We start from the raw sequence: 17,594 nt of genomic DNA, 5'->3' as shown, positions 1-17,594 counted from the left end.
GGCCGGTACTTCCACCCGGGCCGCGCCCCGGTCCGCGACCCGGACGTCGGGAAGCGTTCCGAACCAGGCCGGGCGGGACGGCACGTACGCGCACATGGTGGTGTGCGGGGACGACGGGCTGGCGCACCGCCTCGCCGCCGAACTGCGCGGTGTCTACCGCGAGCAGGTCACGCTCGTCGTCCCGCCCTCCGGGCGCGGCGTGTCCCGACCGGCGGTCGGGCGGGCCCGCGCGGCCTCGGCGGCGCTGCTGGACAGGGTCAGCGCGGCCGTCAGCCGCTCCGGCACCGGCGACCCGGGCGGAGGCGAACCGGACGGCGGCCGTGAGCTGGAGGCCGCCGAGCCGACCGACGAGGTGCTCACGCGGGCCGGTGTCGACCGGGCCGCCGCGCTGGCCCTGGTGTACGACGACGACGAGACCAACATCCGCGCCGCCCTGGCCGCGCGCCGGCTCAACCCGCGCCTGCGCCTGGTGCTGCGCCTGTACAACCGACGGCTGGGCCGGCACATCGAGGAACTGCTCGACCAGAGCGCCGCGCTGGCCACCGGTGACGCGCGGGACGCCGGGCTGGACGGTGCCGGGACGTCCACGACCGTGCTGTCGGACGCGGACACGGCCGCGCCCGCGCTGGCGGCGACGGCGCTCGTCGGCACCAGCAAGGTCGTGGAGACGGACGGGCTGCTGCTGCGCGCGGTGGAGCGGCAGCCGCCGCGTCCCGGCGAGGTCGCCGACCCCGGGCTGTGCACGCTGGCCCTGCTGTCCGCGACGAGCAACGACCCGGCCGGCGCGGACGGTTCGGAGGGCAGCGGCGACCAGGCTCCGCAACTGCTGCCGGACGCGGCGGCGGTGGAGGCGGCCACCGGGCGCGGCACGGTCGTCCTGGAGCAGGTGTCGTACTCCGGTCCGCCGCTGCCCGCCGCTCGGGCCGGTGTACCGCCGTTCGGCGAGCTGTTCTCGCGGCGGCTGCGGTGGTCGCTGGCGGGCCTGGGGGCGTGCGTGGTCGCGCTCGCCGTGGCGCTGATGGTGGTCACCGGGGACCATCCGCTGCACGCCACGTACGTGACGCTGCTCGACCTGTTCGCCATCAACGAGCCCGCGCACAACGAGGACACCGGGCGGCAGGTGCTGCAACTGCTCTCCGGTTTCGTCGGTCTGCTGCTGCTGCCGGTGCTGCTCGCCGCCGTGCTGGAGGCCCTGGGGACCTTCCGCAGCGCGACCGCCCTGCGCAAGCCGCCGCGCGGGCTGGGCGGACACGTGGTCCTGCTGGGTCTCGGCAAGATCGGCACGCGGGTGCTGACCCGGCTGCGGGAGATGGACATCCCCGTGGTGTGCGTCGAGGCCGATCCCGAGGCGCGGGGCATGGCGACAGCGCGGCGGCTGCGGGTGCCGGTGGTGCTCGGGGACGTCACACAGGAGGGGGTCCTGGAGGCCGCCAAGATCCACCGGGCGCACTCCCTGCTCGCGCTGACCAGCGTCGACACCACCAATCTGGAGGCGGTGCTGTACGCCCGCTCCGTGCGGTCGCGGCTGCGGGTGGTGCTGCGGCTGTACGACGACGACTTCGCGACCGCCGTGTACCGCACCCTGCGCGCGGCGCACCCCGGGGCGCTGACCCGCAGCCGCAGCGTGACGCACCTGTCCGCGCCGGCGTTCGCCGGGGCGATGATGGGCCGCCAGATCCTGGGGGCGATCCCCGTCGAACGACGGGTGCTGCTGTTCGCGGCGGTGCGGGTGGCGGGGCATCCGCAGCTGGAGGGGCGGACGGTCGGCGAGGCGTTCCGGGCCGGGGCGTGGCGGGTGCTGGCGCTGGAGGTGCTGGACGAGACTCCTCGCGAGGAGGCCGCCGTCGAGGTGGGAGGGGGGTCCAGGCTGGTCTGGGACCTGCCCGACACGTATGTCCTGCGGGGCGAGGACCGGGTGGTGCTGGCGGCCACGCGGCGGGGGTTGGCGGAGTTGCTGGGGCGGCGGGCGAGGCGGGGGACGGGGTCGTAAGGGCACCGCCCCTACGACCCCGTCGCCCCCGAGCCGACCGCCCGACCGGCGGGTGACTGGCCCGGCGGGTGACTGCCCCGGCGGGAGACCGGCCCGGCGGGAGACCGGCCCAGCAGGAGACCGGCCCAGCAGGAGACCGGCCCGGCGGGAGACCGGCCCGGCGGATGGCCGGCCCGACGGATGGCCCCGCGGGCGGCTAGCGCTGCGGCAAGTGCCGCGCCGCGAAGTCCAGTTCCAGCCTCACCTGCTTGATGCGCTCGTCCACCACCAGCGAGCCGTGGCCCGCGTCGTACCGGTAGACCTCGTGGACCGCTCCCCTGGCCTGAAGGCGCTCGACGTAGTTCTCGACCTGGCGGATCGGGCAGCGCGGGTCGTTGACCCCGGCGGAGATGTAGACCGGGGCCTTGACCTGGTCGACGTAGGTCAGCGGGGAGGACGCCTCGAAGCGGTCGGGGACCTCTTCGGGGGTGCCGCCCAGCAGGGTGCGGTCGAGCGCCTTCAGGCCCTCCATCTCGTCGTGGTACGCGGTGACGTAGTCCGCGACCGGGACGGCGGCGATGCCCAGGGTCCATGCCTCCGGCTGGGTGCCGAGGCCGAGCAGCGTGAGGTATCCGCCCCAAGAGCCACCGGTGAGGACCAGGCGCTCCGGATCGGCGAGACCCGAGGTCACCGCCCACTCGCGCACCGCCGCGATGTCCTCCAGCTCGATGAGGCCCACCCGGTGCTTGAGGGCGTCGGTCCAGGCGCGGCCGTAGCCGGTGGAACCGCGGTAGTTGACCCGGACCACCGCGTACCCGTGGTCGACCCAGGCGGCGGGGCCCGCGGCGAAGGAGTCGCTGTCGTGCCAGGTGGGGCCGCCGTGGATGTCGAAGACCGTCGGGAGCGGGCCGCTCGCGCCGGCCGGCTTCTGGACCAGGGCGTGGATGCGGCCGCCCGGGCCCTCCACCCACACGTCCTCGACCGGGACCGAGCCGGGCGACTTCATGCCGGGCGGGTCCAGGACGACCCGGCCGCTGGTGGAGCGGACGGCCGACGGCTCGGCGGCCGAGGACCACAGGTACTCGACGGTGCCGTCGGGGCGGGCCGTCGCCCCGGACACCGTCCCGGCCGGGGTCTCGATCTCCACCAGCTCGCGCTCGGCGAAGTCGTACCGGAACAGCTCGCTGCGGGCCTCGAAGCCGTGCACGATCAACAGACCGCTACCGTCCGGGTACCACTCGGCGCTGACGTCACCGGGCAGCTCCAGGGCGAGGTCGGTCTGCTCCCCCGTCGCCACGTCCCACACCAGGGGCTCCCAGCGGCCCCGGCGCTGGTGGCCGATGAGCAGGCGGGTGTCGCCGTCGACCGGCGCGAAACCGAGGACCTCCAGGCCCAGCTCCTCCTCGCCGCCCCGGGTGTCGTCCAGCTCGGCGACCGTGGTGCCGTCGGGCCTGAGCACGCGCAGCGCCGAGTGCATCGCGTCGCCGTGCTCGGTGTGCTCGATGGCGATCAGCGAGCCGTCGTGGGAGAGGTCGCCGACGCCCGCGGACTCGCGGTGCCGGTAGATCTCCACGGGGGCGCCGCCCTCGCGCGCGAGGTGGATCGTCGTACCGTCCTCGTCGGTGGAGCGGCCGATCACCGCCGTGCGCCCGTCCCGGCCGAGGGCGAGACCCGCCGGATAGGAGGGGTCGAGGCCCGGCACCGCCGGCTCGTCCTCACCGCCCGTGAAGGGCTGGCGGCGCCAGACGCCGAACTCGTCGCCGTCCTTGTCGTCGAACCACCAGATCCACGCGCCGTCGGGCGAGAGCACGCCGTCCGTGGTGCCGTTGGGCCGGTCGGTGACCTGGCGCTGCTCACCGGTCGACCGGTCCCAGGCGTACAGCTCGTACGTCCCCGTCGCGTTGGACACGAACAGGGAGCGGTCCGGCGCGTCCTCCGCCCAGTCGGGCAGCGACACCCTCGGCGCCCGGAACCGCTTCTCCCAGTCGGGCATCTGCTCGCCCTGCGTCTGCCGCCGCTCGTCCGCGTCCACGTCCGACGGAACGGACCCGTTGCTCTCAGTCATGGCCCCATACTGCCTTCCCCCGCGGACAACGCGCAGATCAGATCCCCAGCCTGTGGAAAACTCCGCGCGCCGGCGGAGCCGCGCCCCCCTTTTCCACAGCCCCGCGAGCGGGTCGCCCGGCCGCGCCCCGTACCGTGGAGGGCGTGTACCGGTTTCTGCTGACGCCCCGCTGGTGGGGGATCAACGTCTTCGTCGTCCTGGCCATCCCCTTCTGCATCTTCATGGGTTCGTGGCAGCTGGGCCGGTTCGAGGACCGGGTCCAGGACCACGAGACGGCCACCACCCAGCAGGACTCGGACCGCCGGGAGACGGCCCGCCCGCTGGCGGAGCTGCTGCCCGTGGACAAGGCGACCGTCGGCGACCAGACGACGGTGAGCGGCCGGTACGCGGACCAGTTGCTGGTCCCCGAGCGGCAGCTGGACGGCCGGGACGGCTACTACGTCCTCACGCTGCTGCGCACCGACGGGGGCAAGGCACTGCCGGTCGTGCGCGGCTGGCTGCCGGGCGAGCCCGACGCGGCGAAGGCACCGGCGCCGCCCACCGGCGAGGTGACCGTCACCGGAGCCCTCCAGGCGGCCGAGTCCGTCGGCAGCAACGGCGTGAGCCCGCGCACCGGCTGGCCGGACGGACAGACCGGCGCGATCAGCGCCGCGACCCTGCTGAACCTGGTGCCGTACGACGTGTACGACGCGTGGATCACCCTCAACGAGGGCGACTCCGGGATGCGGGCCGTGCCGGTGAGCGCGCCGCAGAACACGGGGCTGGACCTGAAGGCGTTCCAGAACCTCGGGTACACCGCCGAGTGGTTCGCGTTCGTGGGCTTCGTGATCTTCATGTGGTTCCGGCTGCTGCGCCGCGAGGTCGAACTCGCCCGGGACGCCGAGCTGGGCCTGGCCCCGGAGGACGGGGACGACGAGCGGGGCGAGGACCCGGACCGGGAGAAGACCGGCCGGCAGGCCAGCCCGTCCGGCGTCTGACTCCGGACGGGCCGCCGACGGCTACGACGCGGCCAGCACGCCCGTCCAGTACACGGTGCCCGCGCACGCGTCGGACACCGTCGCCGTCGCCGAGCCCGAGCCGCCCTCCGGGGTGTACGTCACCGCGACGCTCCCCGCGGCCGGGCCCTCCCCGGTGACCAGCTGGGTCGTGGTGCCCGGCTCGCCGCCCTCTCCGCCGCCGCCGGTGGAGGCGCCGCCCGCGGCGGTCGTGTCACCACTGGGCGAGGGCTCGGGCGAGGGGCCGCCGGTGGCACCGCCCGTGCTGCCGCCGGTGGTCGGACAGGTCTCCGAGGGCACCCAGGCGAACTGCACCTCGTACGCGGAGGCCGGCGCCAGGGTCAGCGAGGCGGCCTCCAGGGACGGGTCGGGCAGGCCGGCCGCCGCGTCCCCGGCCGCGTGCCGCGCGGTGCCGATCCTGGTGGCGTCCGCGGCGCCCTGCGGGGTGGCCACGACACTGCCGGGGCCGACCACGACGCAGCCTTCCGCGGAGACGTTGGTGACGCGGAACGAGCCGTAGACCACGCCGGTGGAGTCGGGGCCCGAACTGCTCGCGACGGCCGGGCCGAGCTGCTTCGCGGTGCACGCGGGGACGTCGGCGGCGGCGCTCGCGGAGGGGCCGGTGCCGGGCGCCGCGCCGGTGGCGGCGCCGCTCTCCTTGTCCTCGGGCTGCTTCGTCGGGTCGTCCTCGTCCTTGCCCTCGGCCGTGCCCGCGGAGCCGGCGATGCCGCTCTGGCCGCCGGCCGGGTCCTTGCCCTGGGAGGCGCCGCCCTGGGCCTGCGAGGCGTGCCCGGCGACGGAGGGGTCGGCCCCCGGGCCGGTGGTCTTGGAGACGTGGACGAGGGCCGGGACCGCGGTGCCGATGAAGAGGGCGGCGGCCGCCATGCCGACGGCGGCCTGACGCTTGCGGGCCCTGCGGGCGGGCACCGCCCGGCGCAGGTGTTCCAGGGTGCCGTCGCTCGGCTCGACGTCCCGGACGGCCTGGTGCAGCATCCTGCGCAGGACCAGCTCCTCGGAGTCCAGGCCGTCGGGCTCGGACGCGGCGAGGGCGAGGCCGTCTCCCCGCGGGGGCCCCTCTTCCGGGGGCTCGGGGCTTCGAGGCTCGGGGCTTCGAGGGTCGGGGCCCTGGTCGGCGGGGCCGTGGTTCACAGTTCCGTTCCCTGCGTGCGTGTGCTTGTGCTCGTCCGGGGCGTCGCGCCGCGCATCGTGGCCGTCGCTCATGCCGGTGCCTCCATGGCGACCCTGAGCGCCGCGATGCCGCGCGAGCCGTATGCCTTGACCGAGCCGAGGGATATGCCGAGCGTCTCGGCGACCTGCGCCTCGGTCATGTCGGCGAAGTAGCGCAGGACCAGTACCTCGCGCTGGCGGCGCTGGAGCCCCTTCATCGCCTTGATCAGCGAGTCGCGCTCCAACTGGTCGTAGGCGCCCTCCTCCGCGCTCGCCATGTCCGGCATCGGCTTCGACAGCAGCTTGAGGCCGAGGATGCGGCGGCGCAGGGCCGAGCGCGAGAGGTTGACGACCGTCTGGCGCAGGTACGCCAGGGTCTTCTCCGGGTCGCGGACGCGTTTGCGTGCCGAGTGGACCCGGATGAACGCCTCCTGGACGACGTCCTCGCAGGAGGCGGTGTCGTCGAGGAGGAGGGCGGCGAGGCCGAGGAGCGACCGGTAGTGCGTCCGGTAGGTCTCGGTGAGGTGGTCGACGGTCGTGCCCGCCGCCACGGCGTCCTCCGCGCCGTCACGCTGGTTCGATATGCGGGCCGGCCGCGCTGCGGGCATGGGCGCGATCACCGGCATGCCACCGGCCGGACCGGCCACACGGGGACGGACGGGCCGGACGGGTGGCCGCACGGCGGGGCCACGCGTCGCCGCGGGGAAATCGAGTACCTCTGCCACGCCAGTTGGACACGTCCACCCCCGTGAGGGTTGTACGTGCCGGGCGTCACGTTCCCGCGCCCCCCGGGCGGCTGCCCGGCCGACGGTGCGTCATAGGCCCTCATCGTCCCGCTCTTCCCCTATGTCCCATGTGAACGAGCGTCCCCACGCCCGCCCTCGGCGTCCCCACGCCGACTCACGCGTCTCCGCGCCCTGATGGGTGACCGCAAAGACGCTCCCCGCCCTCCGCACGGTTGCGGAGGGCGGGGAGGAAATCCTCTGATGCCACAGGTGCCGGATACAAGTAGTCCGGACCTACTTCCGGATCACATCTCGTCCACGGATCCTACAAAGGAACCCCACAGCGGCCGGTTCCGCGCTCCGCGTCCAGCCGGACCCGGCCCGGTCCGCGCTCAGTCGAACTCGGCCGCGACCAACTCCGCGATCTGCGCGGTGTTCAGCGCGGCGCCCTTGCGCAGGTTGTCCCCGCAGACGAAGAGTTCGAGCGCCGTCGGGTCGTCCAGCGCCCGCCGCACCCGCCCGACCCAGGTCGGATCGGTGCCGACGACGTCGGCGGGGGTCGGGAACTCGCCCGCGGCGGGGTTGTCGAACAGGACAACACCGGGCGCGGTGGCCAGGATCTCCCTGGCCCTGTCGACCGTCACCTCACCCTCGAAGCGGGCGTGCACGGTCAGGGAGTGCGTGGTGACGACCGGGACCCGTACGCAGGTCACCGCGACCGGGAGGTTCGGCAGCCCGAGGATCTTGCGGGACTCGTCCCGCACCTTCATCTCCTCCGAGGACCAGCCGTCCTCGCGCGGCGACCCGGCCCACGGTACGACGTTCAGCGCGACCGGCTCCGGGAAGGGCCCGGTGTCGTCGCCGACGGCCCGCCGCACGTCGCCGGGGTGGGTCCCCAGCTCGGTCCCGGCCACCAGCGAGAGCTGCCGGCGCAGCGTGTCCACACCGTCCCGTCCGGCTCCGCTCACCGCCTGGTAGGAGGAGACGACCAGTTCGCGCAGCCCGAACTCGGCGTGCAGCGCACCCAGCGCCACGATCATGGACAGCGTCGTGCAGTTGGGGTTGGCGACGATGCCCCGCGATCGCATCCGCACCGCGTGCGGATTGACCTCGGGCACGACGAGCGGCACGTCCGGGTCCATCCGGAACGCGCCCGAGTTGTCGACCACCACCACGCCCTTGGCGGCGGCGATCGGCGCCCACCGCGCGGCGATCTCGTCGGGCACGTCGAACATGGCGACGTCGACCCCGTCGAAGACCTCCTCGCTCAGCGCGAGCACCTCGACCTCCTCGCCGCGCACGGTCAGCTTGCGGCCGGCCGAGCGGGGCGAGGCGACCAGGCGGATGTCTCCCCAGACGTCCGCGTGCTGGGACAGGATCTGGAGCATGACCGCACCGACGGCGCCGGTCGCTCCGACGACGGCCAGGGTCGGCCGTCCGGTGCGCCCGGCGCCTTGGATGTCGGACATCAGCGCCCGGTGCCTCCGTAGACCACGGCCTCGTCGCTGTCGGAGTCCAGCCCGAAGGCGGTGTGCACGGCGCGGACGGCCTCGTTCACGTCGTCCTTGCGGGTGACGACCGAGATGCGGATCTCGGAGGTCGAGATCAGCTCGATGTTCACCCCCGCGTCGGACAGCGCGGTGAAGAAGTCGGCGGTGACGCCCGGGTTGCTCTTCATGCCCGCGCCGACCAGGGAGATCTTGCCGATCTGGTCGTCGTAGCGCAGCGAGTCGAAGCCGATGCCCGCGCGGTTCTTCTCCAGCGCGTCGATGGCCTTGCGGCCCTCGGTCTTCGGCAGGGTGAAGGAGATGTCCGTCAGACCGGTGGAGGCGGCGGACACGTTCTGCACGACCATGTCGATGTTGACCTGGGCGTCGGCGATCGCCCGGAAGATCGCGGCGGCCTCGCCCGGCTTGTCCGGGACACCGACGACGGTGACCTTGGCCTCGGAGGTGTCGTGCGCGACACCGGAGATCATGGCCTGCTCCACGTGCTTTTCCCCTTGCTTGATCGGCTCGCTGCTGACCCACGTGCCCTGGAGTCCGCTGAAGCTGGACCGGACGTGGATCGGGATGTTGTACCGGCGGGCGTACTCCACACAGCGGTGGAGCAGCACCTTGGAACCGGAGGCGGCGAGCTCCAGCATGTCCTCGAAGGAGATCCAGTCGATCTTCTTCGCCTTCTTCACCACGCGCGGGTCGGCGGTGAAGACGCCGTCGACGTCGGTGTAGATCTCGCAGACGTCCGCGTCGAGCGCGGCGGCGAGGGCGACGGCCGTGGTGTCGGAGCCGCCGCGGCCCAGCGTGGTGATGTCCTTGCTGTCCTGGCTGACGCCCTGGAAGCCGGCCACGATGGCGACGTTGCCCTCGTCCACCGAGGTGCGGATGCGGCCCGGCGTGACATCGATGATCCGGGCCTTGTTGTGGACCGAGTCGGTGATCACTCCGGCCTGGCTGCCGGTGAACGACTGGGCCTCGTGGCCCAGGTTTTTGATCGCCATGGCCAGCAGCGCCATGGAGATACGCTCTCCGGCGGTCAGCAGCATGTCGAGTTCGCGCCCGGCAGGGATCGGGGAAACCTGCTCGGCGAGATCGATCAGCTCGTCCGTCGTGTCGCCCATCGCGGAAACGACGGCGACCACCTGGTTGCCGTTCTTCTTCGCTTCCACGATCCGCTTGGCGACGCGCTTGATGCCTTCGGCATCGGCTACGGAGGAGCCTCCGTACTTCTGCACGACAAGGCCCACGTGCGCTCCTCGCTCAATCCGTCTCTTTCCGCACGTACGTATATGTACTGCGGTCGGCTCATTTTACCGAGCGTCCGAGTTTCACCCCTGCGGTATCGCATGGTGAGACCGCTCGCTCAGGCTGGCTCATGCCCATATGGACGCGGGTCACTCGGAAAGTGCCCCGTGTCACACGTTCACAAGTGAGACGGCGCGGTCCGCCGGCCCCGTCACGTGACCGGCCGCAGGCCCAGCGGGCCCGCGATCTCCTCCACCATGACCCGGCCGGCCTCCGTCTCCAGGGTCTCGTCGCCGAGGTCCTGGTCGGTGTCGAGGCCGTCCAGCTCCTCCAGGGGCTGGTTGAGGCGGACGTGGGCGACGACGGACTGGAGGGCGCGCAGGGTCGCGGAGGCGGTGGAGCCCCAGTTGGAGAAGTAGGAGAACTGCCACCACCACAGCGCCTCCGTGGTGCGGCCCGCCTTGTAGTGGGCCATGCCGTGGCGCAGGTCGGTGATGACGTCGGTGAGGTCGTCGGAGATGCGGGCCGGCACGGGCGCCTTGCGGGGCTCGTACGGGTCGAAGACCTCGGAGTAGACGTCGATCGGGTCGAGGAGCCGGGCCAGGTTCTCGCGCAGCTCGTCCACGTCCAGCTCGGGGCCCGGATCGGGCTCGTAGCGCTCGTCCGGGACGATGTCCTCGTGGGCGCCCAGCCGGCCGCCGGCCAGCATGAGCTGGGAGACCTCCAGGAGGAGGAAGGGGACGGCCGAGTCCGGCTCGTCGCCCTTGGCGACCTCGGTGACGGCGACCAGGAAGCTCTCGATCTGGTCGGCGATCTGGACCGCGAAGTCGTCCGGGTTCTGGTTGGTCGCGTGCAGCGTGGCGTCAGACATCTAGGAGTCGTCTCCCCTCGAAGGCGCGGCCGAGGGTCACCTCGTCCGCGTATTCCAGGTCGCCGCCCACCGGGAGGCCGCTGGCCAGGCGGGTGACCTTGAGGCCCATGGGCTTGATCATGCGGGCGAGGTACGTGGCCGTCGCCTCGCCCTCCAGATTCGGGTCCGTGGCCAGGATGAGTTCCGTGACCGTGCCGTCCGCGAGGCGGGCGAGCAGTTCACGGATGCGGAGGTCGTCGGGGCCGACTCCGTCGATCGGGCTGATCGCGCCACCGAGCACGTGGTACCGCCCGCGGAACTCACGGGTGCGCTCGATGGCGACGACGTCCTTCGGCTCCTCCACCACGCAGATGACGGAAGGGTCGCGCCGGGGGTCGCGGCAGATGTTGCACTGTTCCTCCTGCGCGACGTTCCCGCAGACGGCGCAGAATCGGACCTTGGCCTTCACTTCCATGAGGGCCTGGGCGAGCCGCCGTACGTCGGTCGGTTCCGCCTGGAGGACGTGGAAGGCGATCCGCTGCGCGCTCTTGGGACCGACGCCGGGCAGCCGCCCGAGTTCGTCGATGAGGTCCTGGACCACGCCTTCGTACAACGGACTGCCGTCCTTCCTGGGGTTCGTGCACTACGTACGGTAGAGGGCTTCGGCCGCTTCGAGAAAGGCGAACTCAGAAAGGCAGGCCGGGAATGCCGCTGCCGCCGCCGAGACCCTGGGCGAGGGGGCCCAGTTTCTGCTGCTGGAGGTTCTGCGCGTTCTCGTTGGCCGCCTGGACCGCCGCCACGACCAGGTCGGCGAGGGTCTCGGTGTCCTCCGGGTCCACCGCCTTCGGGTCGATCACGAGGCCGCGCAGCTCGCCCGAGCCGGTGACCGTGGCCTTCACCAGGCCGCCGCCGGCCTGGCCGTCGACCTCCGTCTGCGCCAGTTCCTCCTGGGCCTTCGCCAGGTCCTGCTGCATCTTCTGGGCCTGCTGGAGCAGCTGCTGCATGTTGGGCTGGCCACCACCGGGGATCACGTTCAGCTCCTGTCGCCGCTGTCGCCGCGGGGTCACCGCGGGTTTTGCCGTTCGGCACGAGCCTACGTGGTCCGGGCGGCCCTCGCCCCAGCACTCTTTCGGGTGACACCGCGGGAGCCCTATACCTGATCAACGCCCTCTTCCGGGCGGAAAAGCGGCCGAAGTCCGGCCCGGGCCACCCATTGGGCGGTAGGAAGGTTCCGGCGTACGAGGTCCGCGGGTCTCTTCAGTCTTCAGGCCGTCACGGACGGTGAGCAGTAGGGAGTACCGGGTGGGTCAGCCGGAGATGCAGCCCGAGGGGCCGTCGCACGACGGGCGGGGTGGCGAGGGGGCGGCCGGGCTCCGGCCGGGCGATCTGGTCGGCCGGGCGTTCCCGCAGGGGGACTGGGCGCTGCCGGCGGAGCGGCTGGACGACCTGTACCGGTGGGTGGAGCGGGGTGCGCTGGACACGGTGGCCTGGTACCTCGCGGACCGCGTGGGGAAGCGGCGGGGCGCCGTGGCGCTGCGGAGCGGGGCCGCGGCGGGGGCGCTCGCCGGTGCGGCGCTGCCGCTGCTGGACATGTCCGGGATGGTGGGCGGGGCCGCGCCCTGGGGGTATCTGGCGCTGCTGTGCGCGGTGGCGTGCGTGGCCGCGGACCGGTACTTCGGGGTGACGTCCGGATGGATGCGGGACGTGGCCACGGCGCAGGCGGTGCAGCGGAGGCTCCAGGCCCTCCAGTTCGACTGGGCGTCGGAGAGCGTGCGGGAGGTGCTGGGACCGGCCGACGGGACGGCGAGCGAGGCGGCCGAGCGGTGCCTGGGGGTGCTGCGGCGGTTCTCGGAGGACGTCACGGAGCTGGTGCGGGCGGAGACGGCGGACTGGATGGTGGACTTCCGCAGCGGGGTCGCTCCGCTGGGGCTGCAGTGGGGGCCGGCCGGCGGGGCCGGGGGGCGTGCGGAGGCGGGGGGTGCCGGAGCGGGGCGGTTCTCCGTGGCGCCGAACGGGGCCCGGCCGAACATGCCGAGGCAGCGGCCGCCGGAGCCGCGGTGACGCGGGGCCCGCGGTGGACGTCCGGGCGGGGCGTCCCGCCGACGCCCCCGGTGCCCGGCGCGGGTGGGCGAGAGAGGCGCAACTGGGCCTGTGGGACGAGCAGTTGATCTGGTACAGAGTGCTGCGGTGCGGATACCTTCTGTGGTCGCGGGTCCCCTCCGCACCCGAGAGAACAGGCGGCGTTCGATGACAGCGTTCACCAGCATCCGGCTCGACGACGGCTCGCTGCTGCGCGTGGAGACCTCCGACCCCGCGCCCGCGGCCGTCCCCGTCCCCGAGGACCCCTACGAGGACGAGTACGAGGACGAGTACGAGCCCATCCGGCGGCGCCGGCCGGCCGACGGCGTCTCCGGGGCGGCGGACACCCTGCGCGGTGCCGTCGACCGGGTGCGACCGGCGGTCTCGGACATCGTCGACTCCCTGCGCTCCATGCCCCGCCGCCCGGACCGGATCACCCTGGAGTTCGGGGTCAAGGTCACCGCCGAGGCCGGTGTCGTCGTCGCGCGCAGCACGGCCGAGGCGCACTTCACGGTCGGTGTCGAGTGGGAGACCGCACCCGATTCCGGCACCACGGTTTCCGGCACCACCGCGACCGGCACCCCCGCTTCCGCCGCACCCGCTTCCGGCGCCACCGCTTCCGGCGCCCCTGACGCCGGCACCCCCGATGCCGGTTAGCCCCCCGCCGCCCCGCGCGCGCTACGAGCGGGGCGCGGCCCGGGTGTTCGGTCCGGACGGGAAACCGGCCGGCGCCGGGTTCCTCGTGGCCGAGGACCTGCTCTGCACCTGCGCCCACGTCGTCGCCACGGCGGACGGGAAGCGCCCCGAGGACCCGGTCGAGGTCGACTTCCCGCTCCTCGCCGGCGCCCGGCCGGGCCCCCGGGTCCGGGCCCGGGTGACGTCCTGGCGGCCCGAGGACGACATCGCCGTACTGCGGCTGGAGCAGGAGGTGGCGGGGACCGAGCCGCTGCCCCTGGCGGGTGAGGACGGCGAGGAGTGGGACCGGGACATCCGGGCGTTCGGCTTCCCCGTCGGGGCCTTCCGGGGCGTGAACGCCACCGGCAGGCTCCGCGGACGCCAGCGCGCCGACCGCCTCCAGGTGGACCTGCGGGCCGAGGGCGAGGGCGTACGCATCGGCCCGGGATTCAGCGGCGCCGCCGTGTGGGACCCGCGGGACGACGTGGTCGTCGGCATGCTCGTCACCCGCGGCAAGGGCGTCATCGCCGACACCGCGTACCTGGTGACCGCGGACCGGCTGACCGACCCCGACCTGCTGCGCTGCCCGTTCCGCGGCCTGAGCCGGTTCGAGACCGAGGACGCCCGGTACTTCCACGGCCGCGAGGACGAGATCACCGCGCTGGTGGGCGCGCTGGAGTCCCGGCCCGTCACCGTCCTGGTGGGCCCCTCGGGCAGCGGGAAGTCCTCACTGCTGCGGGCGGGCCTGCTGACCGCCGTCAAGGAGCGGGGCACGCCGTGGGCCCTGCGCGTCCCCAAGTCCTCCTCCGGCGGCGGGAGCGCGGCCGAGGACGCCGACGGCTGGGTCGCCGAGGCGGTCACGGCCGTCTGGCAGGACGCCGCGCCCGACGGTGACGCCTGGGACGCCCGCTTCGACGCCGTACGGCAGGCGTGTGCCGGGAGCGACGCCGACCGGCTCGCGCTGCGCGGGCGGCTCACCCGGGAACTCGGCGCGGCGGGCGGCGTACTGCTCCTCGACCAGTTCGAGGAGTACGCCGGTGCCTCGCCGGACGGCGCGCTGCGCGCCTTCCGCCGCCTGTCGGCGCTGGCCCAGGCGCCCGACCCGGCGCAGGGCGGCGGACTGCGTGTCGTGCTGACCGCGCGGTCGGCGACGACGGAGGTCCTGTCGGCCGCCGACACCTCGGCCCCGCTGGGCGACGCCGTCGTGTTCCTGCCGCCCATGACCGAGGAGGCGCTGACCCGGGCCGTCGAACGGCCGGTGCGCGCCGTCCCCGGCCTCCGCCTGGAGCGCGGGCTGGCCCGGCGCCTGGTGGCCGACGCGGTGGGCGAACCGGGCTGTCTGCCGCTCCTGCAGTTCGCGCTGACCCGGCTGTGGGAGGAGCGCAAGGCGCACACCATGACGCTCGCCGCCTACGAGCGTTCCGGCGGCGTGCTCGAGGCACTGGCCGACTACGCCGACGAGGCGCTGGCGGAGTGCCTCACCGAGACCGGGACCGGCCCCGAGACGGCGCGGCGGCTGTTCCAGCAGCTCGCCAGCCCGGACGGGCAGGGCGGGTGGACCCGCCGCACCCTGCCGACCGGGCGCCTGGAACCGCGGCAGGCCGCGCTGGCCGAGGCGCTGGCGGCGCGCAGGCTGCTGGTGTGGGACGTACGCGATCAGCCGGACTCCGCCGAAGCGGTCGGCACCGTCCAGGTCGTGCACGAGGCGCTGCTGCGGGAGTGGGAGCAGGTGCGGGACTGGCTGCGGGACGGCGTGGAGTTCCGCGAGTGGCAGGAGCGCACGGCCCGGGACGCGGCCGAGTGGGAGGCCGCCGGCCGTTCCGACGGTCTGCTCGCGCACGGCGCCCGGCTGGCCGAGGGCCTCCAGTGGCTCGCCGACCGGCCCGAGGACATCGCCCCCGCGGAACGCGCCTACCTGGAGGCCGGACGCCGGCGCCAGCGGCGCGGACTGCGACGGCTGTGGGCCGTCATCGGCCTGGTGACCGTGCTCGCGGTACTGGCGTCCACCCTGGCCGTGAGCACCTACCGGGCCCGGGAACGGGACCTCGCGCAACTGCGCACGGCCGCCGCGACGGAGCTGGGCACGCTCGCCACCGATCTGGCCGACCGCTCCCCGGACAGCGCCTTCCGGTACGCCGCCGGGGCCTGGGCGGTGCGCCACACCCCGCAGGCACGGCGGGCGCTGCTCGGGCAGTACGTGCGCGCCCAGGACGTGGTGGCCTCGTACGGCGGGCTGTGGCCGGGCACGGCGGAGTGGACGTCGATGTCGCCGGACGGCGGGACCCTGGTGGTGCTCTCCCGGCCCGACGGCAGGGCGGATCTGACGGTGACGGCGGTGACCGGGGCGGTCGCCGGAAAGCCCCGGGCGACCCGGCTGGCGGGCGTTCCCTCCGGTCTGCGCCTTCAGACCTTCCGCGACGCGGTCAGCGACGACGGACGGCGCTACGCGCTGATCACCACCAGGGGCACGGTACTGCTGTGGGACCTGACCGCCCCCGGGGCCCCGCCCCGGCGGCTGTCCGGCGAACTGCCCGACCGCGGGGACGCCTACGAGTCCTCCCTGGACTTCTCCGAGGACGGCGCACGCCTGCTCCACTTCCTCACCTACGAGAGGCCGCGCCCGGAGGACGACGGGCGCAGGGCGCTGCTGCGGCTGTGGGACACCGACGGCGGCCGGACCCTGCCGGTGTCACAGAAGTCCGTGGCCCAGCGAGAGCCCGTCATGGCATGGCTGCTCGGCGACGGAGATCGAATGGCCGTCGCGGCCACGGAAAGTAGCGGCGAGGGCACGAACAGGTACCTCGACGTCCACTCGGCCGCCTCGGGCGAGCGGGTACGACGCGTGTACGGGCCGGAGCCGGGGTCGAACCCGATGCCAGGCGAGCGTGGGCGGGGGGTGTGGTTCAACGGGCAGGACGGCCTGCGCTGGTACCCGCTCGTTCCCGGCGCCGGCCGGCCGGGCGTCGTCCGCGGCGGGACCGCGGGTTTCGTCGAGCTAACGGGCACCCACATGTACGACGAGAAGGAGGAGACGCTGTCGGAGACCGGCGAGTACCGGAGCATGACCGTCGTCGACCCCCGCGGGGGTGAGCCCCGGTACTTCTCCCTCGCCCTGCCGGGTGACGACAGCTCCCAAGCGCTCGGCGTCGTCGGAAGCGGCTCCGGGCCCCGCACGGTCCTGGCCACCGAGGGCGACACACTCCTGCGGGCGCGTCCCACGCCCCTGCCCGGAAAGCCGCCCGGGGACTCCTCCGAGCCGGGCGGCACCGCCGCGGTCTCGCCGGACGGCTCGCGCACCGCGCGGCTGCACGCCGGACGGCTGGAGATCATCGGCCCCGGGAACCGCACCCGGAGCACCGCCCTCCCGGAGGAGATCCGCCGGCAGCAGCAGGACCTGAACCTGCGTCTGCTCTGGGTCACACGCAAAGGCGGCGACGCCGTGCTGGCCTGGTCCGGTCAGTCCGTCGACGCGCGGCTGTACGACGTCGACGACCCGGGCACCGGTACGCCGGTGACCTGGGACTGCGGCAGGCCCGGCGACGAGACCTGGAACCGGCCGCAGGACATCACCCAGACCGGCGACGGCGACCTCGCGGTGCTGTGCCTGGGCGACAGCCTGGCCCGGGTCGACCCGCGGTCCGGGGTGCCGAGCGGGCGTCCGGTCCCCCTGGAGCGCGAGCCCGCGCAGCGAGGCCCCTTCGCGCCGACCGGTCAGCTGACCGCCAGGCCGGGCCACCCCCATCAGGTGGCCGTCGTCACGGGGCGGTGGCAGGCAGAGGGCCGGATCGAGGTGTGGAACGTCCGCGACGGCACCCGCGTGGCCCGGCTGGAAGGCGGGTCCCTGAGCTACGGGCCGGGCTCCGAACAGCACCAGGGCGTTGCCCGGTGGCTGGTCTTCACACCCGACGGAGACCGGCTGGCGACATTCGACGCGGAGCGGCGGGTGGTCTGGTGGAGTGTGGCCGACGGGCGCCGGCAGGCCCCGACCCGATTCATCGCCGATGCCTCCGGACTGCTCGGCCTCACCCCCGACGGCACGCTCGTCACCGCTCAGGCGGGTGCCGAGGCCGGGCTGTACTCCCCCGACGACGCCGAGCCGCTGGGTGTCCTGAAGGGCTCCGGCTACGGCCTGCACGCCGCCCGGGTCAGCGGCGACACCCTGCACCTGGTCTCCGACAAGGGCACCCGTGCCCTGCGGCTGTCGCCCGACGCCTGGTACGACACCCTCTGCGGCGCCCTGGAGGGGCCCAACAGCCGGGCCCAGCGCGACCGCCCGGAACTCGACGTGGCGAGGAGCACGCCGCCCTGCCCGTCCGGGTGACGCC

General features: G+C 73.9%; 13 protein-coding genes. 5 read left to right on the top strand and 8 right to left on the bottom strand.

Annotated features, from left to right (window positions below; translation table 11 throughout):
- Window positions 1–94: 94 nt before the first annotated feature.
- On the top strand, window positions 95–1,990 hold the full coding sequence (locus ACFZP7_RS18815; RefSeq protein ID WP_125537942.1) for an NAD(P)-binding protein: 1,896 nt from the start codon (window positions 95–97) through the stop codon (window positions 1,988–1,990).
- 196 nt (window positions 1,991–2,186) lie between these two features.
- Here the strand turns inward: ACFZP7_RS18815 and ACFZP7_RS18810 are convergent, their stop codons facing one another.
- Window positions 2,187–4,034, bottom strand: coding sequence for a prolyl oligopeptidase family serine peptidase (locus ACFZP7_RS18810; protein WP_175462065.1), 1,848 nt, complete (start codon window positions 4,032–4,034; stop codon window positions 2,187–2,189).
- Between the two features lie 143 nt (window positions 4,035–4,177).
- Here ACFZP7_RS18810 and ACFZP7_RS18805 point away from each other — a divergent pair, with 143 nt between their 5' ends.
- Window positions 4,178–5,011 carry an SURF1 family protein gene (locus ACFZP7_RS18805; RefSeq protein ID WP_318653716.1) on the top strand — a complete coding sequence of 278 codons (834 nt, stop codon included), beginning with the start codon at window positions 4,178–4,180 and terminating at the stop codon, window positions 5,009–5,011.
- 21 nt (window positions 5,012–5,032) lie between these two features.
- Here ACFZP7_RS18805 and ACFZP7_RS18800 read toward each other — a convergent pair whose 3' ends face one another.
- From ACFZP7_RS18800 to ACFZP7_RS18770, 7 genes are all read right to left on the bottom strand, one after another.
- Window positions 5,033–6,250, bottom strand: a complete 1,218-nt coding sequence (locus ACFZP7_RS18800; protein WP_037900114.1) for a hypothetical protein — start codon at window positions 6,248–6,250, stop codon at window positions 5,033–5,035.
- A complete protein-coding gene (locus tag ACFZP7_RS18795) occupies window positions 6,247–6,822 on the bottom strand; it encodes a SigE family RNA polymerase sigma factor (RefSeq protein WP_019324956.1) in 576 nt (191 codons plus the stop codon). The genes ACFZP7_RS18800 and ACFZP7_RS18795 overlap by 4 nt, the downstream gene beginning before the upstream one ends.
- A 491-nt stretch (window positions 6,823–7,313) precedes the next feature.
- Window positions 7,314–8,390: an aspartate-semialdehyde dehydrogenase gene (locus ACFZP7_RS18790; RefSeq protein WP_385634899.1), complete on the bottom strand. Its 1,077-nt coding sequence runs from the start codon at window positions 8,388–8,390 to the stop codon at window positions 7,314–7,316.
- Window positions 8,390–9,667 carry an aspartate kinase gene (locus ACFZP7_RS18785; protein ID WP_019324954.1) on the bottom strand — a complete coding sequence of 426 codons (1,278 nt, stop codon included), beginning with the start codon at window positions 9,665–9,667 and terminating at the stop codon, window positions 8,390–8,392. The genes ACFZP7_RS18790 and ACFZP7_RS18785 overlap by 1 nt, the downstream gene beginning before the upstream one ends.
- A 209-nt stretch (window positions 9,668–9,876) precedes the next feature.
- Window positions 9,877–10,536, bottom strand: a complete 660-nt coding sequence (locus ACFZP7_RS18780) for a DUF5063 domain-containing protein (RefSeq protein WP_019324953.1) — start codon at window positions 10,534–10,536, stop codon at window positions 9,877–9,879.
- Complete coding sequence (gene recR, locus ACFZP7_RS18775; protein ID WP_019324952.1) at window positions 10,529–11,128, bottom strand: recombination mediator RecR; 600 nt, start codon at window positions 11,126–11,128, stop codon at window positions 10,529–10,531. Before recR ends, ACFZP7_RS18780 begins: the two co-directional genes overlap by 8 nt.
- A 73-nt stretch (window positions 11,129–11,201) precedes the next feature.
- On the bottom strand, window positions 11,202–11,546 hold the full coding sequence (locus tag ACFZP7_RS18770) for a YbaB/EbfC family nucleoid-associated protein (RefSeq protein ID WP_078494807.1): 345 nt from the start codon (window positions 11,544–11,546) through the stop codon (window positions 11,202–11,204).
- A 271-nt stretch (window positions 11,547–11,817) separates the two neighbouring features.
- Here ACFZP7_RS18770 and ACFZP7_RS18765 point away from each other — a divergent pair, with 271 nt between their 5' ends.
- The 3 genes from ACFZP7_RS18765 to ACFZP7_RS18755 all read left to right on the top strand — a co-directional run bounded on the left by ACFZP7_RS18765 (window position 11,818) and on the right by ACFZP7_RS18755 (window position 17,590).
- Entirely contained in the window at window positions 11,818–12,576 is a 759-nt protein-coding gene (locus tag ACFZP7_RS18765) for an SLATT domain-containing protein (RefSeq protein ID WP_030972889.1), read from the top strand.
- A 186-nt stretch (window positions 12,577–12,762) separates the two neighbouring features.
- Entirely contained in the window at window positions 12,763–13,251 is a 489-nt protein-coding gene (locus ACFZP7_RS18760) for a CU044_2847 family protein (protein WP_127444013.1), read from the top strand.
- On the top strand, window positions 13,241–17,590 hold the full coding sequence (locus ACFZP7_RS18755) for a trypsin-like peptidase domain-containing protein (RefSeq protein ID WP_385634898.1): 4,350 nt from the start codon (window positions 13,241–13,243) through the stop codon (window positions 17,588–17,590). Before ACFZP7_RS18760 ends, ACFZP7_RS18755 begins: the two co-directional genes overlap by 11 nt.
- Window positions 17,591–17,594 lie beyond the last annotated feature (4 nt).

This window comes from Streptomyces sp. SudanB5_2050 (genome assembly GCF_964272335.1).
GTDB lineage: Bacteria > Actinomycetota > Actinomycetes > Streptomycetales > Streptomycetaceae > Streptomyces > Streptomyces rochei.
Note: the sequence above shows the minus strand (reverse complement) of the source record. Positions and strands in the feature narration are given on the sequence as shown.

Excerpts from the sequence above, each read along its gene's own strand:
- ACFZP7_RS18815 (WP_125537942.1), top strand. The coding sequence starts at position 95 with ATGGTGGTGTGCGGGGACGACGGGCTGGCGCACCGCCTCGCCGCCGAA.
- ACFZP7_RS18810 (WP_175462065.1), bottom strand. The coding sequence starts at position 4,034 with ATGACTGAGAGCAACGGGTCCGTTCCGTCGGACGTGGACGCGGACGAG.
- ACFZP7_RS18800 (WP_037900114.1), bottom strand. The coding sequence starts at position 6,250 with ATGAGCGACGGCCACGATGCGCGGCGCGACGCCCCGGACGAGCACAAG.
- ACFZP7_RS18795 (WP_019324956.1), bottom strand. The coding sequence starts at position 6,822 with ATGCCGGTGATCGCGCCCATGCCCGCAGCGCGGCCGGCCCGCATATCG.
- ACFZP7_RS18790 (WP_385634899.1), bottom strand. The coding sequence starts at position 8,390 with ATGTCCGACATCCAAGGCGCCGGGCGCACCGGACGGCCGACCCTGGCC.
- ACFZP7_RS18780 (WP_019324953.1), bottom strand. The coding sequence starts at position 10,536 with ATGTCTGACGCCACGCTGCACGCGACCAACCAGAACCCGGACGACTTC.
- ACFZP7_RS18760 (WP_127444013.1), top strand. The coding sequence starts at position 12,763 with ATGACAGCGTTCACCAGCATCCGGCTCGACGACGGCTCGCTGCTGCGC.
- ACFZP7_RS18755 (WP_385634898.1), top strand. The coding sequence starts at position 13,241 with ATGCCGGTTAGCCCCCCGCCGCCCCGCGCGCGCTACGAGCGGGGCGCG.